Origin of the sequence: Roseovarius sp., from assembly GCF_965228755.1 — a bacterium.
GTDB lineage: Bacteria > Pseudomonadota > Alphaproteobacteria > Rhodobacterales > Rhodobacteraceae > Roseovarius.
The window spans coordinates 661,143-680,051 of sequence record NZ_CBDDIG010000005.1 but is presented as its reverse complement, the minus strand read 5'-3'; the positions used below and the strand labels follow the sequence as shown (position 1 = coordinate 680,051).

The 18,909-nt window shown below is 63.8% G+C and carries 18 protein-coding genes; 6 read left to right on the top strand and 12 right to left on the bottom strand.

Annotated features, from left to right (window positions below; translation table 11 throughout):
- The 5 genes from ACO07J_RS06680 (at nt 1) to ACO07J_RS06660 (ending at nt 4,420) form a co-directional block, all read left to right on the top strand.
- Nucleotides 1-630 (top strand): dimethylsulfonioproprionate lyase family protein, encoded by a 630-nt coding sequence (locus ACO07J_RS06680; RefSeq protein ID WP_422027483.1) that lies wholly within the window; start codon nt 1-3, stop codon nt 628-630.
- A gap of 254 nt (nt 631-884) precedes the next feature.
- A complete protein-coding gene (locus tag ACO07J_RS06675) occupies nt 885-2,315 on the top strand; it encodes an ammonium transporter (RefSeq protein ID WP_422027481.1) in 1,431 nt (476 codons plus the stop codon).
- Nucleotides 2,316-2,328: 13 nt separating this feature from the next.
- A complete protein-coding gene (locus ACO07J_RS06670) occupies nt 2,329-2,559 on the top strand; it encodes a hypothetical protein (RefSeq protein WP_422027479.1) in 231 nt (76 codons plus the stop codon).
- 289 nt (nt 2,560-2,848) lie between these two features.
- A complete protein-coding gene (locus ACO07J_RS06665) occupies nt 2,849-4,234 on the top strand; it encodes an ammonium transporter (protein WP_422027477.1) in 1,386 nt (461 codons plus the stop codon).
- Nucleotides 4,235-4,249: 15 nt separating this feature from the next.
- Nucleotides 4,250-4,420, top strand: a complete 171-nt coding sequence (locus ACO07J_RS06660; RefSeq protein ID WP_350123291.1) for a hypothetical protein — start codon at nt 4,250-4,252, stop codon at nt 4,418-4,420.
- Nucleotides 4,421-4,506: 86 nt separating this feature from the next.
- Here the strand turns inward: ACO07J_RS06660 and ACO07J_RS06655 are convergent, their stop codons facing one another.
- Genes ACO07J_RS06655 through ectA form a run of 4 tightly spaced genes read right to left on the bottom strand, consistent with a single transcriptional unit; the run spans nt 4,507 to nt 8,242 of the window.
- Entirely contained in the window at nt 4,507-5,943 is a 1,437-nt protein-coding gene (locus tag ACO07J_RS06655; RefSeq protein ID WP_422027475.1) for an aspartate kinase, read from the bottom strand.
- 20 nt (nt 5,944-5,963) lie between these two features.
- Nucleotides 5,964-6,365 (bottom strand): ectoine synthase, encoded by a 402-nt coding sequence (locus ACO07J_RS06650; RefSeq protein ID WP_422027473.1) that lies wholly within the window; start codon nt 6,363-6,365, stop codon nt 5,964-5,966.
- A gap of 4 nt (nt 6,366-6,369) precedes the next feature.
- Nucleotides 6,370-7,662, bottom strand: a complete 1,293-nt coding sequence (gene ectB / locus ACO07J_RS06645; RefSeq protein WP_422027471.1) for a diaminobutyrate--2-oxoglutarate transaminase — start codon at nt 7,660-7,662, stop codon at nt 6,370-6,372.
- Between the two features lie 49 nt (nt 7,663-7,711).
- Nucleotides 7,712-8,242 carry a diaminobutyrate acetyltransferase gene (ectA, locus tag ACO07J_RS06640; protein ID WP_422027469.1) on the bottom strand — a complete coding sequence of 177 codons (531 nt, stop codon included), beginning with the start codon at nt 8,240-8,242 and terminating at the stop codon, nt 7,712-7,714.
- Between the two features lie 225 nt (nt 8,243-8,467).
- On the opposite strand from ectA, the gene ACO07J_RS06635 reads away from it, so the two are divergent.
- Nucleotides 8,468-8,944, top strand: a complete 477-nt coding sequence (locus ACO07J_RS06635; protein ID WP_422027467.1) for a MarR family winged helix-turn-helix transcriptional regulator — start codon at nt 8,468-8,470, stop codon at nt 8,942-8,944.
- A gap of 3 nt (nt 8,945-8,947) precedes the next feature.
- Here the strand turns inward: ACO07J_RS06635 and ACO07J_RS06630 are convergent, their stop codons facing one another.
- The 8 genes from ACO07J_RS06630 to ACO07J_RS06595 form a co-directional block, all read right to left on the bottom strand.
- Nucleotides 8,948-10,255: an NAD(P)/FAD-dependent oxidoreductase gene (locus tag ACO07J_RS06630; RefSeq protein WP_422027465.1), complete on the bottom strand. Its 1,308-nt coding sequence runs from the start codon at nt 10,253-10,255 to the stop codon at nt 8,948-8,950.
- Between the two features lie 125 nt (nt 10,256-10,380).
- The gene (locus ACO07J_RS06625; RefSeq protein WP_422027463.1) at nt 10,381-11,760 is read right to left on the bottom strand and encodes a TRAP transporter large permease; all 1,380 of its coding nucleotides are present in this window, start codon (nt 11,758-11,760) and stop codon (nt 10,381-10,383) included.
- A complete protein-coding gene (locus ACO07J_RS06620) occupies nt 11,760-12,425 on the bottom strand; it encodes a TRAP transporter small permease (protein ID WP_422027461.1) in 666 nt (221 codons plus the stop codon). The genes ACO07J_RS06625 and ACO07J_RS06620 overlap by 1 nt, the downstream gene beginning before the upstream one ends.
- Before the next feature lie 95 nt (nt 12,426-12,520).
- Complete coding sequence (locus ACO07J_RS06615; RefSeq protein ID WP_422027459.1) at nt 12,521-13,522, bottom strand: DctP family TRAP transporter solute-binding subunit; 1,002 nt, start codon at nt 13,520-13,522, stop codon at nt 12,521-12,523.
- A 284-nt stretch (nt 13,523-13,806) separates the two neighbouring features.
- Nucleotides 13,807-15,039: a sigma-54-dependent transcriptional regulator gene (locus ACO07J_RS06610; protein WP_422027457.1), complete on the bottom strand. Its 1,233-nt coding sequence runs from the start codon at nt 15,037-15,039 to the stop codon at nt 13,807-13,809.
- Nucleotides 15,036-16,781 carry an ATP-binding protein gene (locus ACO07J_RS06605; protein ID WP_422027455.1) on the bottom strand — a complete coding sequence of 582 codons (1,746 nt, stop codon included), beginning with the start codon at nt 16,779-16,781 and terminating at the stop codon, nt 15,036-15,038. Before ACO07J_RS06605 ends, ACO07J_RS06610 begins: the two co-directional genes overlap by 4 nt.
- Before the next feature lie 47 nt (nt 16,782-16,828).
- Nucleotides 16,829-17,875, bottom strand: coding sequence for a DUF1611 domain-containing protein (locus tag ACO07J_RS06600; RefSeq protein WP_422027453.1), 1,047 nt, complete (start codon nt 17,873-17,875; stop codon nt 16,829-16,831).
- Nucleotides 17,868-18,908, bottom strand: a complete 1,041-nt coding sequence (locus ACO07J_RS06595; RefSeq protein WP_422027451.1) for a dipeptide epimerase — start codon at nt 18,906-18,908, stop codon at nt 17,868-17,870. The genes ACO07J_RS06600 and ACO07J_RS06595 overlap by 8 nt, the downstream gene beginning before the upstream one ends.
- Between the last annotated feature and the right edge of the window lies 1 nt (nt 18,909).

Here is an 18,909-nt window from a genome sequence, read left to right as displayed (position 1 = left end):
ATGCTGATCGACGCCCCCTCCCCGCTGCTCGATTCCGGTGATGTCCGGGATTTGTTCGTTCGCGCGCTTGCGGCTGCGCGTGACTGGCATGCGGGCTGTCCCGTCCAGCGTGAATTCGCGCCTTGGCCGGAGGATCTGACCTATATTCCGCGCGAGTCGGCACAGGTGCCGGGGCTGGCCCACCTGGTGAACGACCCCGGCGCGGCGTCGGACAGGTCGCGGGCCCTGAAGGATGCCATTCTTGCCATCGCCCCGTTCGCCGAGTGGCGCCTGACCTATACCGAGGACGAGGTCGGGGCCGATTTCCTCCAGCGGTTCGGGTGGTTCGAGCTTGCCGGACCGGAAGGACACTTCCTGACGACTCAGGCGCGCATCACGGTCGGGTTCTGGGGGGCGAACCTCTACTATCCGCGCCATCAGCACGAGCCGGAAGAGCTGTATACCGTGGTTTCCGGCACCGGCCTCTTTCATGCCGACGGCGCGCCCGACCGCCTGCTCGGCCCCGGCGAGACGCGGCTTCACGTGGCCAATCAACCGCATGCCATGACCACCACCGATACACCGATCCTGACCCTGGTCTACTGGCGTGGTGCCGGGCTTGCCGATCCGCCCCGGATGACCGCGGCCTGACGATCTTTCGCCGCATACGGATGAATGGATGAACCCTGGGTGAAATTTTTATTCCTCCAGTGAAATTTTTTCTATTCTAATGCTGAAATATCTGGCAACATGCTCATCACTCATGCAGAGTTGAAACGTCTTTGGGCTAAAATTGGTGCGGCGAACAGCACGAAAAGAAAACCAAAACTGGTCCGGATAAGCTGGGGGCCGGAAGATCAGACCCCCGTAAACGCGAACCGAAGTCTGAACGGGAGGACACGTCAATGGATACCGATATCGGTGCTTTGACGGTGATATTCACCGAATTTTATTACTGGGTCACTGTACCGCTCATGTTCCTGATCCATGTCGGGTTTTGCATGTACGAAGTCGGTGCGACACGGCACAAGAACCACATCCACACCCTGATGAAGAACACCATGCTGATCCCGCTGGTGACCGTGACCTTCTTCTTCTTCGGCTGGTGGATCTACTTCGCCTTCCCCAATGGGCCGGGCATTACCGGTGGGCTCACGCAATCGGACAACGCCGTGCCGTGGGGTGAACTGATGGGCACGCACCTTGGCGGACCGGGCGTGAACGACCCGCAGGCCAAGGGGTATGGCGCCGATCTCGGGAACGGGTTCTGGGCGCGTCTGAACGGGGTCTTCTGGGCGGCGTTCCTGCTGTTCAGCTGGACTGCGGCCTCGATCGTTTCGGGCGCCACGATCGAACGGATCCGTCCGTCGGCCTTCTGGATCCTGGCCGTCGTCATCGGTTCGTTCACCTGGATCATAGACGCGGCCTGGGGCTGGCACCCCGATGGCTGGATGGTCACGCAGCTGGGCTATCACGACGCCTATGCGTCGGGCGTGATCCACGCCATTGCCGGTGGCTTCGCGCTTGGGGTGATCTGCGTGCTGGGGCCGAGGATTGGCAAGTTCGCACCCGACGGCACCCCGCGCAACATCAACCCGCACAACAAGTGGCTGGTGACGATCGGGCTGTTCCTGATCTACTGCGGCTTCTGGGGCTTCTACGTGGCCTGCAACGTTCCGATCATCGCATCGGGCGATATCGGGGCCGCCGAGGGCAGCTTTACCGCAACCACGATCTACCTGACCCCCACCACCCTGTCAGCGATCGTCTTCAACTTCCTCATGTCGCTTTCGGGCGGGTTGCTGATGGGCTACGTGGTTTCTCGCGGCGAGGCGTTCTGGACGTATTCCGCGGGGCTTGCGGGCATCATCACGGCCTCGGCCGGTAATGACCTCTATCACCCGATCGAGGCCATGCTGATCGGTGCGGTCGGAGCATACTGTGCCTACAAGCTGCATTTCTGGGTCGAGCGGACGTTCAAGATCGACGATCCGGTCGGCGCGGTTGCGGTGCATGGCTATGCCGGCTTCATCGGTCTGGTGATCGCGGGCTTCGTCCTCTGGGGCCATCCGGCGACGGCAGGCTATCACGAGGAGGTCGCCGCCATTACGCCGTGGGGCCAGTTCGCCGGGGCGTGCATCATGTTCATCGTTCTGGGCTTCATCCCGGCGTGGATCGTGTCGAAGATCCTGCAAGGGTTCGGCATGCTTCGAGTGCCGCCCGCGGTGGAACTCGTGGGGCTCGATATGAGCGAGGAACTGAGAGAGGAGGCCGACGCCATTGCCGTGTCGGAAGCCGATATCGCAGAGGCCAAGCGCCTCGGACTGCTGACCTGAGGAGGACAGAACCATGTCAACCACGATCGTCGAAAGCTGGTCCGGCGCGGACCTGACGCAACTGGGCCCGATCTATCCAGGCGTCGGATGGGAGGTGACGCTCTTCGTTCTGGGCGTGGCCTTCTGGCTCCTGTTCCACGTCCTGCAGGCACGGATCGAGAAGAAGGAGTTCGAGGTCGACGAGGCCGCCGCACGCAGCAAGGAGCGGCTGGCCAGGGTGTTCGACGAGGAGGCGCGCGAATAGGCGCAGCCCGAACTTCCGCCCAAGAAACGAGCGCCGGCCCATTGGGCCGGCGCTTTTGGTTCAATCGGACCGGACGCCTTCGGAACTCCGCAAAACGCGATTTTTCGGGGCAAAAGACCCGCATACCGGACCAAACGCCCGCATTATCAGCGCGTTTGCCTTCTTTTTCAGCAACATTGAAACCCCGTGCTGGCTTAGCATTGGTGCAGTGCTCTCAGGGAAAGTGAACCAATTGTGAGCCAAAAGGGCCGGCAAGCAAGCCCACCAACGGTACGGAGGTACGAACCACATGGAAGAGCAACTCGCTGAACTCGCGGCCAAGGTGGCCGCGATAGAAACAAAGGGGAATCTGACGAACACGATGTTCGCGGAGACCTACTATTACCTGACCATCCCGCTGATGATCATCATTCACGCCGGGTTCCTGGCCTATGAAATGGGCGCCTCGCGCGCCAAGAACGCCCTGTCGTCGGGGGTGAAAAACATCCTGGCCTTCGCTTTTGTCATCCCGGCCTTCTACTTCTTCGGCTGGTGGGTCTACTGGGCGTTTCCCACAGGGCTCACGCTCTCGGCCGGTCCGAACGGGATATCCGGCGCGGAATACGCCAGCGGCTTCGCGCTCGCCTGGGGCGAGGCGGCGGCCTATATGGGCCCGAACACGGAAGACCAGATCGACGGGGTCTTCTGGGGCGCCTTCACCCTGTTCGCGGCGACCACGGCCTCGATTTTCTCGGGCGCGGTGATCGAGCGCATACAGACCGTCGGCTTCGTGCTTCTGGCAATCCTGCTGGGCGGGTTCAGCTGGACCCTGGCAGCCGCCTGGGGCTGGCATGCCGATGGCTGGCTGATCCAGCAATGGGGCGTGCATGACTTCGGCGCGGCGGGCCTTGTTCACGCGGTCGCGGCCTTCTTTGCCCTTGGCGTGTTGATCAACCTCGGCCCGCGGATCGGCAAGTTCAACGAGGACGGCACAGCCAATCACCTCGCCGGGCACAACATGCCGTTCACGGCCACCGGCCTGATGCTCATCGTCGTGGGGTTCTGGGGCTTCCTGATGGCCTGTCTCGTGGTGGGCGGCGAAAGCTGGTCCTGGGGCAGCAACTTCTCGACCATCTATGGCACGCCCACCAATCTCGGCGCGCTCAGCTTCAATATCCTGATGGGTGTTGCGGGCGGCATCATCGGGGCGTGGTCGCTGACGCGCGATCCGTTCTGGATGATGTCGGGCGCACTGGCCGGCCTGATTTCGGTGGCCTCGGGGCTCGACATCTACTTCCCGTCGATCACCTTCGTCATCGCAATGGTGGCGGGCCTGATGCTGAAACCGGCTGCGACCTTCCTCGAAAGCTTCGGCATCGACGATGCCGTGGGCGCGGTCACCGTGCATGGCACGATGGGCGTGCTCGGGATGCTGATGCTGGGCATCCTCGGCAGCGGCTACCCTGCCCTGCTCGGCGAGAATGCACCGACAGTCAGCATCGTCGGCCAACTCGTGGGCACGGTCGTCTTCGTCGCGATCGGGTTCATCTCGGGCTACGCAGGGTCGCTCATCCTCAAGATGGTCGGCATGCTTCGCGTGCCGGAAGCGGCCGAAATCGCCGGTCTCGACACGGTCAAAGTGCCGGCCCAAGCCTATCCGGAGGGCATCATGGCATCGCCCCCGGCATCCAAGTAACAGGAGGACTGAACCATGGGATTTCCCTTTGACACACCGACATGGGATGGCGTTTCCGGCGCGATCTTCATGGGCGTCGGAAGCTCGGCCCCGGCTGTTTTTTCGTTCATCGCGATCGTGATGGCGGTGCTGGCGCTGGTCTTCGGACAGAAGACGGAAGCCGGCAAGTATCGCAGCCACAAGTAAGGTTGCATCATCGCTGAAAAACGAGACGCCCCGCCGGCCATCATCCGGCGGGGCGCCTTCTTAGAGCGGAGCAGATGCGGCAGCGGTCACGCCACCCGCGCCAGCCCCGCCCCGCTCTTTCCCGAGACGAACGCCTCGTGCAGGCATTTCACAGCCTCGTCGGCCGCATCGCGCGGCACCACAAACTGGACATCGACATTGCGCGGCGTCTGCTGGGCGGCAACCACGTCGATGCCGGCCTCGTGCAGCGCCTGCAGGCCACGGCCCAGCACCCGCTCGCCCGTCAGGTCGCGGCCGATGACCGCCACCAGCGAAACGGCGCGTGCGGTGACCTCGGCCTGCGGATAGACCTCCTCGATCTCGCGGATCACGCGCTTGGCCGTCTTGAGCGAGGCCTGGATGTAGTGCGTGATGTTGTTCGCGTTCGAGGATTTCGACACGATCCAGACGTTATGGCGCTTGAGGGCCTCGAGCGCGGTGGCGTCGTAGCCTTTGACGCCCACCATGTCCTGTTCGAACAGCTCGAGCGCCACCACGCCGAGGCCGGTGACGATCTCGACACCGGGGTTATCGGCCTTCTCCTCGTCGATCAGCGTGCCCGGATCGCCGGGCTCGAACGCGTTGGTGACGCGCAGGGTGATGCCGGCGCGGCGCAGGATCTTGGCGGCGTTGGGGTGGATCGCCTCCATCCCCATGTTCGCCAGCTGATCGGCCACGTCATAGTTGGTGTGGCCCAGCTTGCGCGCGTTCTCGACGCCGACAAGGCCCGGATCGGCCGAGGACAGGTGGAATTCCTTGTGGATGATCGCCTCGTGCGCGCCCGTGTGGGCGGCGATGTTCGAGAAGGTCACCTCGGAATAGCCGCGGTCGTATTCGCGCATCAGCCCTTCGGTGCACTGGGCATAGCCCGTGACGATGGGCAGCTCGCGCGTCAGGTCGATATCGTCGAGCCCGGCCGCGATACGCTCTTCCAGCGTGTGCTCGGCCTCGTCGCGCCAGCCGCTGAGGTCGACGAACCGGGCGTCGACACCGTTGCGCTGCAGCAGCAGCGCGGTGACGAAGGCCGAATGCGCCTCGCCCAGGCCCGAGAGAAGCTCCCGGATCACCAGCATGTGGCTCGACAGGCGGAAATGCCCGAAGGAACAGAGGCGCTGCAGGTCGAAGAGGCACGAGCGCGCGCCTTCCACCCGTTCGCGGACGAATTCGTCGGCCATGTTCTGGTCGCCGGGATGGTCGAGCACCTTGCGGTGCGCCTCGCACATGGCATCGCCGACGGACGAGAGCGCATCGAGCCAGCCATGGTCATTGTCGTCATTGGCAAAGAGGCCATAGACGCCCGGACGGCCCGATTTCTTGTGCTCGAGCAGAAGGTCGGTGATGCCGCCAAAGGCCGAGACGACGAAGATGCGGTGGTAGAGATCGGATCCTTCGCGCCCCCCGATCAGCAGCGTGTCGAGCAATTCGTCCACGCGGCTCATCGAGGTGCCGCCGATCTTCTCGACGGTATGCTTGGGAAAACTCATGACATCATTCCTTTCGGCGGTCAGTCCGCCAACTCTTCGGCGGCGGCGTAGGAGCCGTCTTCGCGGTGGACCTCGTTGCCGGTCACCGGCGGGTTGAACACACAGGCCATGACCAGTTCTTCCTCGGCCCGCAGGACGTGGCGGTCGTGCTGGTCGAGCGCGTACATCACGCCCGGCGTGATCTCGTGCGTTTCCCCGGTGGCGAGGTCGGTGATCGACCCCTTGCCGGACATGCAGTACACGCTTTCGAAGTGGTTCTTGTATTCGAACGTGTGTTCGGACCCCGCGTTCAGGAACGTGATGTGAAACGAGAAGCCCATCTTGTCATCGGCCAGGAGCATCCTGACCGACGACCATTCGGCGTCACTGACGACGCGGTCCTTGTGGTTCTCGACGATATCGTTGAAATCTCTGACAATCATCTTGTTACTCCGCTGCCATCTTCGTGGATGTCGAGGCGTCGCGTGCCGCCTCGAGCAGGATGTCGAGCCCCTTGCGGAAGGTCTCTTCCGGCGTGGTGAGCGGGGCGAGCACCTTGACGACCTCGTCGTCGGCGCCCGAGGTCTCGATCACGAGGCCCTTCTCGAAGGCGCGGGCGCAGATGTCGCCGGCAAGGTCGCCGGAGCCCACGTCGACCCCCTGCATCAGGCCGCGGCCCTTGAGGCGCGCGCCGGGGATGACGTCGGCGATGGCTTGCAGGCCGTCGGTCAGGATCTTGCTCTTGCCCTGGACGTCTTTCGCGAAATCATCGGTTTTCCAGAACTTCTCGAGCGCGACGCGGCCCGTGACGAAGGCGTGGGTGTTGCCACGGAACGTGCCGTTATGCTCGGCCGGCTTCCAGATGTCGTGCTCGGGCTTGATCAGCAGCGCGGCGAACGGCAGGCCGAAGCCCGACAGCGATTTCGCCTGCGTGATCATGTCGGGGTCGATCCCGGCCTCTTCGAAGGCGAAATACGTACCCGTGCGGCCGCAGCCCGACTGGATGTCGTCGACGATCAGCATGGCGCCATACTTGCGGGCCAGCCTTTCGACGCCCTGCATCCATGCCTTGGAGGCGGCGGTGAGACCGCCCTCGCCCTGCACCGGCTCGAAGATGAACGCAGCGGGCGCGTCGATGCCGGAGGAAGAGTTGTCGAGCATCATTTCGGCTTGTGCCAGCGTGTCCACATCATCGCCAAGTGCGCCTTCGAACGGGAAGTGGGTGACGTCGCCCAGCGCGCCGCCACCGGCGCCGCCACGCTTGCCGGCGTTACCGGTCAGCGAGAGCGCGCCCATGGTCATGCCGTGGAAGCCGTTGGTGAAAGCCACGATGTTGCGGCGGCCCGTGACCTTGCGGGCGAGCTTCATCGCCGCCTCGACGGCGTTGGTGCCGGTCGGGCCGGTCATCATGATCTTGTGGTCCATGCCGCGCGGCTTGAGGATGATGTCCTCGTATGCCTTCAGGAAACGGGCCTTCTCGGTCGTGTACATGTCGAGCCCGTGGGCAATGCCGTCGCCCGAGATGTGCTCGATCAGGGCGGCCTTCATGTCGGGGTCGTTGTGCCCGTAGTTGAGCGACGAACACCCGGCGAGGAAGTCGATATAGGTTTTGCCGTCGGCATCGGTGAGTTCCGAGCCCAGGGCCTTGGTGAAGACCGTATCGAAGCTGCGGCAGTAGCTGCGCGCTTCAGATTCGCGGCGTTCAAATACAGATTTGTCGGCTGACGTGTCAGTCGGCATGGCGTGTCCTTTGGTTTGATGGATTTGAAGCGGAAGGCGGGCAGCCCCTTCAGGCTGCCTTCTTCAGTTCTTCCGCGAGGTCGATGGTGACCATGTATTCGGTGTTGTGTTTTCCACGGAAGTGCAGGGCCTCACCGAAATAGGCCTGCGAGGAAAGCCGCGCGTCCTGCTGTTTCGCGAACTTGCGGAACAGCTTCCACGAGGCGGCGTTCGAGCGCGTGATGGTGGTCTGGATGCGCTCGACATCCTTGCAAATGTCGCGCTGCAGCAGGCTTTTGAGCATCAGGGTGCCAAGGCCCGTGCCGCGCGCTTCTGACGAGACAGCAACCTGCCAGACGAAAAGCGTCGCCGGGTCGTTGGGCATGACATAGGCCGAAACCCAGCCGGCCGGCTTGCCGCCCAGCTCTGCCAGAACACAGGTGTCGCGGAAATGATCGCACTGGATCAGGTTGCAATACATCGAGTTTTCATCGAGCGGCTTGCAGGCCTTGATCAGCGCCCAAATGTCCGCGCCGTCCTCGGGCACGGGCTTGCGCAACGAGGGCGTCGCCTTGTCGATCAGTTCGAGCGTGTGTCGCATCGGTCTGCTGTCTCCTCACTTTTCCTTTGGATACTAAAGTAGTTTTCCCAAGCGCAAACTTCAAGGTGCAAAGCAAACTGACCCAGAATGTCGTTATTTTATTGGAAAGAGGCGGATTTATGCTCCTATTTACAGTTAGATTCCTTCATTCAGCAAAGCATCATGATGATTGCCGAAATAAAATTATTATGTGACTATAAAGTAAAACCGTTTGCGGAGACGGCCATGGAACGGATCGACACCTGCCTTATTGCCCTGCGCAGAATCCTTCGCGCGACCGACACCTATGCACGTGACCTGGCCCAGTCAGCCGGGCTGACCGCTGTGCAGTTCCGAGTGTTGCAGCTGATCGCCGAGCGCGGGCACTGTACCGCCACGGAAATCTCGCACCGGATGATCGTATCGCAGGCGACGGTGACGGCGCTGGTGGACAAGCTCGTGAAGAAGGGACTGGTGGTGCGCGAGAAGTCGAACACCGACCGGCGCCAGACCAATATCATCCTGACGGATGAGGGGCGTGCGACCGTCGACAATGCCCCCGACGCGCTTCAGCAGCAGTTTGTCGCCCGGTTCGAGGCACTGGAAGATTGGGAACAGTCGATGATCGTGGCCTCGCTGGAGCGGGTGGCGACGATGCTGAATGCCGCAAATCTCGATGCCTCGCCGGTGCTCGATTCCCGGGAGTTCCGCAACGGGGTCTGAGCCTCAGCGCGCTTTCGCGTTCTCGACCCGGTCGATCACTTCCCTGTACCAGATATCCGCCGCCTTGAGGAAATGCGGCCGGGTGAACGGATGCAGCGCATCGCGACGCAGGACCGTGTCGGCATAGGCGGTGGCGCCGCGCGGATCGCCCAGGGCCCGATAGGCGGCCTTGGCGCCCAGGTAAGGCGCCATGACGGTGCCCGAGCCGGAAAAGCCCATGGCATAGTGTAGCCCGCGATCCTCGCCCACATGGGGCATGTGATTGAAGCTGAAACCGGTGTTGCCCCACCAGGCGTGGCTGATCCTTGCGTCGGACAGCTCGGGCCAGACGCTGAGCATCGTTTCGCGAAGACGCCTGGCGGCCTGCTCCATCGGTATCTCGCGCATCGAGGCACGCCCGCCCCAGATGATGCGCTTGCCGTCCGGAGACAGGCGGAAATAGCTGTGCCGGGCCCGGGTCTCGACCATCATGCGCCGGCCCGGCGCCAGGTGGCCCAGCAGGTTGGACGGCAGCTCCTCGGTCGCGATCAGGTAGGAGGGCAGCGGGAAGACCCGCGCCACGTGCCAACGGAAGAGCGGCGTGGTGTAGCCGTTGGTGCAGAGGATGACCTTCTCCGCCCGCACCGTGCCCTTGGGGGTGGTCGCGGTGAAACGGTTGCCGGCGCGTTCGAGCGCGGTGACCTCGGCCCTGCCGGTCAGCGTGATGCCCCGGCGGGTGACGGCATCGCGCAGGCCCTGGTGATATTTTGCCGGATGCAGACCGCAATGTTCGGGAAAATACAGGCCGCCGAAGTATCGGCGCGTTTCGATGTTCTGGCCGAGCCTGTCACGGTCGACGATCTCTACATCGACCTCGCTTTTCTCGGAGACATGGCGAGCGAGTGTTTTCTGGTTCTCGAAATGCTGTCTTGTCCAGGCAAGCTGGATACGGCCGGTCTGTTGCAGGTCGCAATCTATCCCTTCCCGGTCGATCAGCCCCTTGGCCCAGTCGAGCGCGGGCTTGGCTTCGGCAAAGAGCGCGTCTGCCACCTGTGCGCCGAACTTGTCGGCCAATGCCTTCCAGCCCAGCCGGGGATGGGCGCCGAACATGCCACCGTTGCGGGTGGAGGCGCCGTGGCCCGGCTCGTCCTTGTCGACGACCACCACTGTGGCCCCGCAATCATGTGCCGCGATGGCCGCCGAGAGCCCGGCGTAGCCCGCGCCGATAACCAGCACGTCGCAATCCTGCGGCAGCGGATCGTCGGCCGGCTCGTTTTCCAGAACATCCCACCAGTACGGTGTGCCGGGTTCGGATTCGTCGGTCCATTGCATGACGTATTCCCTCGCTGACCCGGCCGACTATCGGGCGGGTCAACCGGCTTGTCCATGACACAAGTGCGACAAACCGGGCGGGAAATGCGGGCCGGGCGCAGTAGCTGACTGCGCCCGGCCTGTTCCTAGTTCGTGATGATCTCCGGCCCCATGAAGGTGTTGGGCAGCACCGTCGAGATCCACGGGATATAGGTGATCATGATCAGGAAGACGAAGAGCACCGCGAGGAACGGCAGCGCCGCCCGCACCACGGCCATCATCGGCATGCCCGCCACGCCCGAGGTCACGAAGAGGTTGAGACCGACAGGCGGAGTGATCATCCCGATCTCCATGTTCACCACCATGATGATACCGAGGTGAATGGGGTCGATGCCCAGCTCGATGGCGATGGGGAAGACCAGCGGCGCGACGATCACCAGAAGGCCCGAAGGTTCCATGAACTGACCGCCGATCAGCAGGATCACGTTGACCACGATCAGGAACATGACCGGGCCGAACCCCGCGCTGAGCATCGCTCCTGCGATATGCTGAGGGATTTGCTCGTCGGTCAGCACATGCTTGAGGATGAGGGCATTGGCGATGACGAAAAGCAGCGTCACGGTCAGCTTGCCCGCCTCGAAGAGGGTGTGCTTGGTGTCCGGGTGCACGAAGGCCGTCACGAGCGCGTAGGGCTTGCGGAGAAGGCTTAGGTTGCCCCCCTGCTCTTTGCCGACCGCCAGCGGCCCCATGTCCTTGTAGACGAAGCAGGCGATGAAGAAGGCATAGACGGCGGCGACGGCCGCGGCCTCTGTCGGGGTGAATATGCCCCCGTAGATGCCCCCGAGGATGATGACGATCAGGAACAGGCCCCAGGCGGCGTCGCGCCCGGAGGCAAAGATCTCGCCCCAGCCCTGCCAGTCACCCTTGGGCATGTTGCGCACGCGGGCGACGACATAGATGGCCGTCATCAGCATGAACCCGGCGAGCAGCCCGGGGATGACGCCGGCCAGGAACATCCGGCCCACGGACACCTCGACCGCCGCGGCATAGACCACCATCACGATCGACGGCGGTATGAGGATGCCCAGCGTACCGGCGTTACAGATCACCCCGGCCGCGAAGTCGCGCGTGTAGCCTACCTGCCGCATGCCGGCGATCACGATCGTGCCGATGGCCACGACGGTGGCGGGCGAGGAGCCCGACAGCGCCGCGAAGAGCATGCAGGCGAACACGCCGGCGATGGCAAGGCCGCCGTGCAGGTGGCCGACGCAGGCGATGGAGAACCGGATGATCCTCTGGGCCACGCCGCCGGTCGTCATGAACGAGGAAGCGAGGATGAAGAACGGGATGGCCAGCAGGGTGTAATGCCCTTCGAACGCGCTGAAGAGCGTTTGTGCGACCGAGGCCATCGAACTGTTGGAGAACCACAGCAGGAACAGGATCGAGCTGAGACCGAGCGATACGGCAATCGGTACGCCGACAAGCAGCAGACCGATAACCATCACGAAAAGCAGAAGGACTTCCATCAGTCATGCTCCCCCTGTTGGGAACGAACCTGTTCGAGTTCGTCTTCCACCTCGTGGCTTGCGACAATGCGGTCGACCTCGCCGCGCCAGATCTGTACGGCGACCTGCGCAAATCGGAATGTCAGGAGCGCCATGGAAAGGGGCAGTACCGCGTAGGGGATCGCCTTCGGCATCTTTTCGTAGGACTCGCCGAAATTGATCCAGTCTTCCAGGAACCGCAGGACGGCGGGCATGGGAATATCCTGAACCTCGTACCAGCCCTGGCCGCGGAAATCGGTGTTGAACCCGGTCGGGAACCAGCGGCCGGTGGTGGGCGGCAATTCGGCGTAAACCGACCAGTAATCCCACGCGCCCTTGAGGAGCAGGAGCGAGAAGGCCAGGCAGCAGGCAATCGAAAACAGCGCCATCGCCTTGCGCACCGGCGGGGATACGATGTTGACGATCGCGTCGACACCGAGGTGGCTTTGCTTCTTGACGGCATAGGAAGCCCCGAGAAGCACCAGCCAGCCAAACATGAACACGGTCAGTTCAAGTGCCCACAGGATGTTCGAATTGAAAACGTACCGTGCGATCACGTTGGAAAACGTCACCACCGTCATCAGGCCAAGGAGTGCGGCGATCACCGTTTCCTCGATCTTGTCCACGAAGCTGTGCTCGTGTTGCATCTGTCCCCTCCTCCCGCAAATGTCTTGCGAAAAGGGCGGGCCCGGTCGTTTCAGGCCCGCCCCGTGAGGTGCGCGATATCACGCACCCGCAAAGCTTACATGCTGGCGTTGATTTCCTGCGCCGCGTCGATGTTCTCCTGGCCCACGTCGTCGGTGAACTGGTCCCAGACCGGTTTCATCGTCTCGACCCACTTGGCGCGCTGGTCGGCGTCGAGCTCGCGCACGGTGCCGCCGGCGTCGATGATCGCCTGCTTGGCTTCCTCGTTCACCTTGGTGGATTCCTTGTTCCGGGTCTCGGTGACCTCGGAGACGATGGTCAGGAACTGGTCGCGCACTTCGGGCTCGAGGCTGTCGAGCCAATCCACGCTGGTCACGACGAGATAGTCGATGATGCCGTGATCGGTGTTGGTCACGCCGTCCTGCACCTCGAAGAACTTCTTGCCGTAGATGTTCGACCAGGTGTTTTCCTGCCCGTCGACGACGCCTTGTTGCAGCGCGCCGTAGACCTCGGAGAAGGCCATCTTCTGCGGGCTGGCGCCAAGCGCTTCCATCTGAGCCACGAGCACGTCGGAGGACTGCACACGGAACTTGAGGCCCTCGGCATCGGACGGCTCGAGCAGCGGCACGTTGGCCGACATCTGCTTCATGCCGTTATGCCAGTAGGCCAGCCCCTGCAGGCCGCGGCGCTGCATGCTGTCGAGAAGCGCCTGGCCAGCGTCGGAGGCCTGGAACTCCTCGACCGCGTTGATGTCCTTGAACATGAAAGGCAGGTCGAAGATGCGGAACTGCTTGGTGAACTTCTCGAATTTCGACAGCGAGGGCGCGGCCAGCTGCACGTCGCCCTGAAGCATGGCTTCAAGCACCTTGTTGTCGTCGTAGAGCGTGGAGTTCGGGAAAACCTCCATGCACATGGTGCCGTCCATCTCCTCGTTCACGCGCTGTTCGAGCAGCGACGCGGCGATCCCTTTGGGGTGCTTGTCGGTGTTGGTGACGTGGCTGAACTTGACGACGATCTCGCCATCGTCGCAGGCGGCGCTGACGGCCGTGGCCGAAACGGACAGCGCCAGCGCGGTGGTGGCAGCGGTCAAAAACTTCATGGTGTGGTCTCCTCCCAAAATTGAGACATTACGAAACACCCCCTTTGCGGGGCGGTGTTTCCAGTGTTCGCCGGGAAGGGAGATCGCTCAAGTTTTTAGTTTGGCCTGAAAGATGGGCGAAAAATATTGAATAAAAGCAAAATCTTACAAAACGACATGCAACAAACTGACGAAATGGCGCGTGGAACTTGTGCGGATTTCCGCACATGGCCCCAGCGAGGTTGTGCGGGAATCCGCACACGGAATGCGGGCCACTTGTATCCGGATTCCCGAGACCGAAACGCTCATTCGCGGCGATAATCCTCAGGCCGGATCCCGTAGCGGGCCAGCTTGTCGTAAAAGGTCTTGCGTGGCAGCTTCAGCGCCTTGGCGGCCTCGGTCGCGCGTCCGTTCTGCCGACCGAGCGCCGCGACAAGCAACGAACGTTCGACCCGGGCCATCTGTTCGGCGAGCCCCAGTTCCGCGGCGGCCGAGGCCTCTTCCGGCATGCCCAGCACGAAGCGCATCGCCGCCGACATGAGGGACCGGGCATTGCCCGGCCAATCCTGGGCCATGAGGCGGGCCATATGATCGGTCGTGACCTCCGGCACCGGAATACCCGCCTGTTCCGCAGCCTGGGCCACGTAATGCGAAAAGAGGACGGGAATATCCTCGGGCCGCTCGGCCAGAGCCGGGATGCGCACGGGTGTCACGTCGAGCCGGTAATAGAGCTCGGCATTCATGCGCCCCGCCTCGACCTCGTTGGCAAGATCGGCCGTGGTTCCGGCGATGAGGCGGGCATCTGAACCGCTTTCGAGTTTCTCGATCAGCGCATATTGGGTGGCGGCGGGAAGGATCGAGATGTCGTCGAGGAAAAGCGTGCCCCCCGACGCCGCGCTGAACGCCATGTCGAGCGACGCCAGGTCCATGCCCGACGACGAGCGTTTGGCGAAGGGCCCGCGCGCGACCGGCGACAGGAGGTGGATGACCTCGGCGACCTTGGACACGCCGGCCCCCGGAGGGCCCGTTACCAGCACCTCGACCCCCATGGGCGCCACCGCACGCACCCGCGCGCGCAGATCGTCCGCCAGGGCCGATGTACCGAACAGCATCCTCGCCGCGGGGTCGCCCGTCAGCAACTGCGCCTTGAGCCGGCGGTTTTCGAGCACCAGCCGCCGGGTCGACAGGGCGCGCTGCAGCACAGGGATCAAGTCATCGGGCGCACAAGGCTTTTCAAGGAAGTCGAACGCCCCCTGCCCCATTGCCTCGACCGCCATGGGAATGTCGCCCTCTCCGGTCAGCAGGATGACCGGCAACTCGGCATCGATGCCCATGGCGTAGTTCAACAGGTGGAACCCGTCCCGTCCCGGCATCCGGATGTCAGAGAGGATCACGCCGGGGAAACCTTCGGCGATATGATCCTTGGCCTCGATGAAGGAACCGGCGGGCTTCGCGGACAGGTCGGCCAGTTCCAGCGACTGCACCAGCGCCTCGCGCACCGCGGCGTCATCATCCACGACAAGGACGTCCACGCTCATGCCGCCGCCTCTTCCTGCCACGGTTCCAATTCGACCGTCATCACGGCCCCGCCGCCCTCGGCATTGGTGCCGCGAATATTGCCGCCGAAGCTTTGGACCAGCCCGTAGGAAATCGACAGGCCAAGGCCCATGCCGTCATCGCTGCCGACCGCCTTGGTCGAGTAGAAGGGTTCGAACATCTTGTCGGGATCGCTGATGCCCGGGCCGATGTCCCGCACCGTCACCCTGAGCGGCGGACCGGTTTCGATGGCGATTCCAATCCGCTTCTCGACCTGCGCCGACATGGCGTCGGCCGCGTTGTTGATGAGGTTCACGAAGACCTGGACCAGCCGAACCTCGCCGCCCAGCGCATGGACCGGATGTGCCGGGCGGTGCCAGTCGAGCGTCACGCCGTCCTTGTGCAGGCGCGACTCGGTCAGTTCCGTTGCCGTGTCGATGACCTGTACGAGATCGACCTTGCCCATGGGTTCGCTTTCGTTGCGGGCGAAGGCGCGCAGGTTCTTGATGATGCGGGCCGCCCGTGCCGCAAGCTGCGATATGTGGTTGAGGTTCTCGCCCGCCGCGTCGGTGCGGCCCTTGGCGAGGAAGGCGCCGCCATTGTCGGCGAATTGCTGGATCGCCATCAGCGGCTGGTTCAACTCGTGGCTGATGCCCGCGCTCATCTGTCCGAGTGCCGAAAGCTTGCCGGCCTGCACCAGCTCATCCTGCGCGCGTTTCAGGGCGGCCTCGGCCTCTTCCCGTTCCTGCACCTCGTGGCGGAGCGCGATATTGGCCTCGGACAGTTCAGCCGTGCGTTCGGCCACGCGGGTTTCAAGCTGGGCATTGGCACGGGCCAGCGTGCGGCGACGCTCGCCAAGAAGCAGAAGGACCACTCCGAAAGCAAGGCAGATCACGGTGAAAACCGAGGTTTGCAGCCAGGCGATCCGGCGGGCCGGAGCCGTGTCGACAAGGGCATGGCCGGTCATGCCGATCACCGGCTCGTTCCGCGCGAGGTGAAGGGCGGCCCGCGGAAGGTAATCGCCCCAGTCCATGCGCCAGATCTCATAGGAGCCGCGATGTACGGCGCTGAACTCCGGCGCCGGGTCGACGGGCGGTGCCAGGGCCGTGCCGTCCTCACGCGGCTGCCAGCCAAGAATCTCCTGACGGTTGGACAGGAAAATACGACCTTCCGGATCGGTAAAGAATACAGGGGGCTGCCCGCCGATCCAGTCCCACTCGACCTCGATCATGTCGACAAGGGCAATGACGCTGCCCTTGACCCCGACCGGCCCGAAGGCGGGCGCGGCGAAGGCGTAGACGCGGCGGCCATCGGGGCCGAGGCGGCCGTAGAACGTGCCAAGTGCGCCCCGCATCGCCCGGCGGAAATAACGGCTGCCGGCCGGGCGCAGGGTGACGTCGCCAGCCCGTGCCAGGACGGTGCCGGCCGTGTCGGTGTAGAAGAGCGCCAGCGCCCCGCTCTTGTCGGCCGCGTCCTGCAGGACCCAGTCGGCGCGGGCGACCCCGTCTTCGGCCGTGAGGTCGTCGAAGACCGGATGCTCGGCCATCAGCACCGCCAGTTCACGAAAGCGGCGAAGTTCTCCGGTAAACCTGTCCGAAGCGAGGGCAAGGTCGGCACGGCCCTGCTTTTCGAGCTGTGCCAGCGCCTGCACGTGGGCGTAATGCCAGATTCCCGCCGCACACGCCGCGACCGCCCCGAGAAACAGGGCGACCACGATCAGCCTGGTGCGCAGCATCTTCGTCATTGCGATGTTCTAGCAAGCCTATCACCGGCTTGACCAGTCGCCCGATGTCACGCCTTGACGGAGAGCACCGCCTGGGCCAGCGGTTGCGCGCTGAAGCGTACCGGGTCTGCAACGGGCAGGCCGGTCTCCTGCGCGGTCCGGTCGATCGCCTGGCGCGCCGCCGCCTCGTCTAGGTCGCGTGTATTAAGCGCAATGCCGACGACCTTCGCCGGGGTGAGCGCCCCGCCCGCCCGTGCCACCATCTCGTTAAGGGCAATGACGTCCTTCAGCGGCGGCACGGGGATCGCCTCGCCCGTGGTATCGAGCACGTCCATACCCGCCCGGTGGCACAGGATCAGCGCGTTGGCACAGCTGCCCCGCATCAGCGGCAGGGTGGCCGTACTGCCGGGGTGCAGGAGCGAACCCTGCCCCTCGATGATCAGTATGTCGTGCTCGGCGTTTTCCAGCACCATCCGCTCTACCGCGCCCGCGGCATGATCCACACGGAAGGCATCGAGCGGGATGCCCTTGCCGGTGATTGCGACGCCGCTCTGCCCGGTGGCGAGGAAAGCCGCGTCGTGGCCGGCATCACAGAGCGATGACCAGATTTCGAGGCCGGAGGTCTTCTTGCCAACGGCCATGTCGGTGCCCACCATCAGCGCACGGATGTTTGGCAGCTTCGCGGCACGTCCCATGGCGATGGGCGGCATGGCGTCGGTCGGCGTGCGGATGTCCCAGATCCACTGGCCGGGCTGCAAGCGGTCGCCCAGCGTGTCGTTCAGCCGGTCATGCAGGCCGTTGACCACCGACAGCCTGCCGCCGATCGCCCGTTCCAGCATCGCCATCCATTCCGGCGGCACCCGTCCGCCCGACGGCGTGGTGCCCAGCACCAACACCTCGGCGCCGAGTTCCATCGCCTCATCCAGCGTGGCGACAATGGGAATGTCCCGGTCGATCTTGCACAGATCACGCAGGTTCTTGCCCACGGCGTGGCTGTCGATCACACAAGTGACCGGGTTGCGGCCATAGCGGATGATCCCCTCGGCCATCTTGGCATTGACGAGACCCATGTTGGCCTCGGCATAGATGGCGATCTTCTGGGTCGGCTCAAGCATCGGGCAGGTCTCCTCCGTGGCCGGGCCGGTCGGCGGGAAGGGTGACGCCGTCGACAAGCGGCGCCCCCTCGGCCGGATCGGGGTCGAGGTTGAGGTGGCTGTCGAGGTCGATGTAGTCGAACAGCGCCCCGATCGAGGCGCCCGCGGCGATCGAGACAGCGCTTTCGCCCATGCAGCCGATCATCGTCTTCAGGCCGAAGGCACGAGCGGTGGCGACGATGCGCAGCGCCTCGGTGATGCCGCCGCATTTCATCAGCTTCAGGTTCACCCCGTCGACCCTGTCGGCGAAGCCCGGGATGTCGCCCGACACCCGGCAGCTTTCATCGACGAAGATCGGCAGGGGGCGGTCCTTGAAAAGCTCGGTGAGCTGATCCTCGGCCCCGCGCACCAGCGGCTGTTCGACATATTCGGCCCGACGCTCGGCCAGCCAGCCCATCATGTGGCGCGCGTCATCGAGCGACCAGCCGCCATTGGCGTCGACACGCAGAACGACCCTGGCATCGCCGACGCTCTCGACCACGGCCGCGTACATCGCCTTGTCGGCCTCGATCCCCTCGGGCGAGCCCAGCTTGATCTTGAGGGCCTTCGCGCCCTTTTCAAGCAGCAGCGGCACCCGCTCGCGCACCACCTCCGGCGGGTTGATCCCGACGGTCAGCGAGGTCGGCACACCACGCCGTGCGAGCCCGAGAAGGCGGTAAAGCGGCATGCCCGCCTGTTTCGCCTTGAGATCCCACAGGGCCATGTCCAGCCCCGCCAGCGCGCAGGGGGCGACGCCCGCTTCGCAAGCCCTGTCCCACGTGTCGTGAATAGCCTGGGCATCGAACCCGCGATCCAGCACGCCGCGCAGCATGGTTTCGGCTTCAGCCGTTGACTCGGCGCCCTCGGTGATGCCTGGGGCAACCTCGCCCCAGCCGGTATGCCCGTTCTCGGTGATCGAAAGGAACAGGTTCTCGGCCCCTGCGATCTCGCCACGACTGATCGCCAGCGGAAAGCGCTTCTTGAGGTAGACTTTGCGAAAGGAAAACTCGGCCATG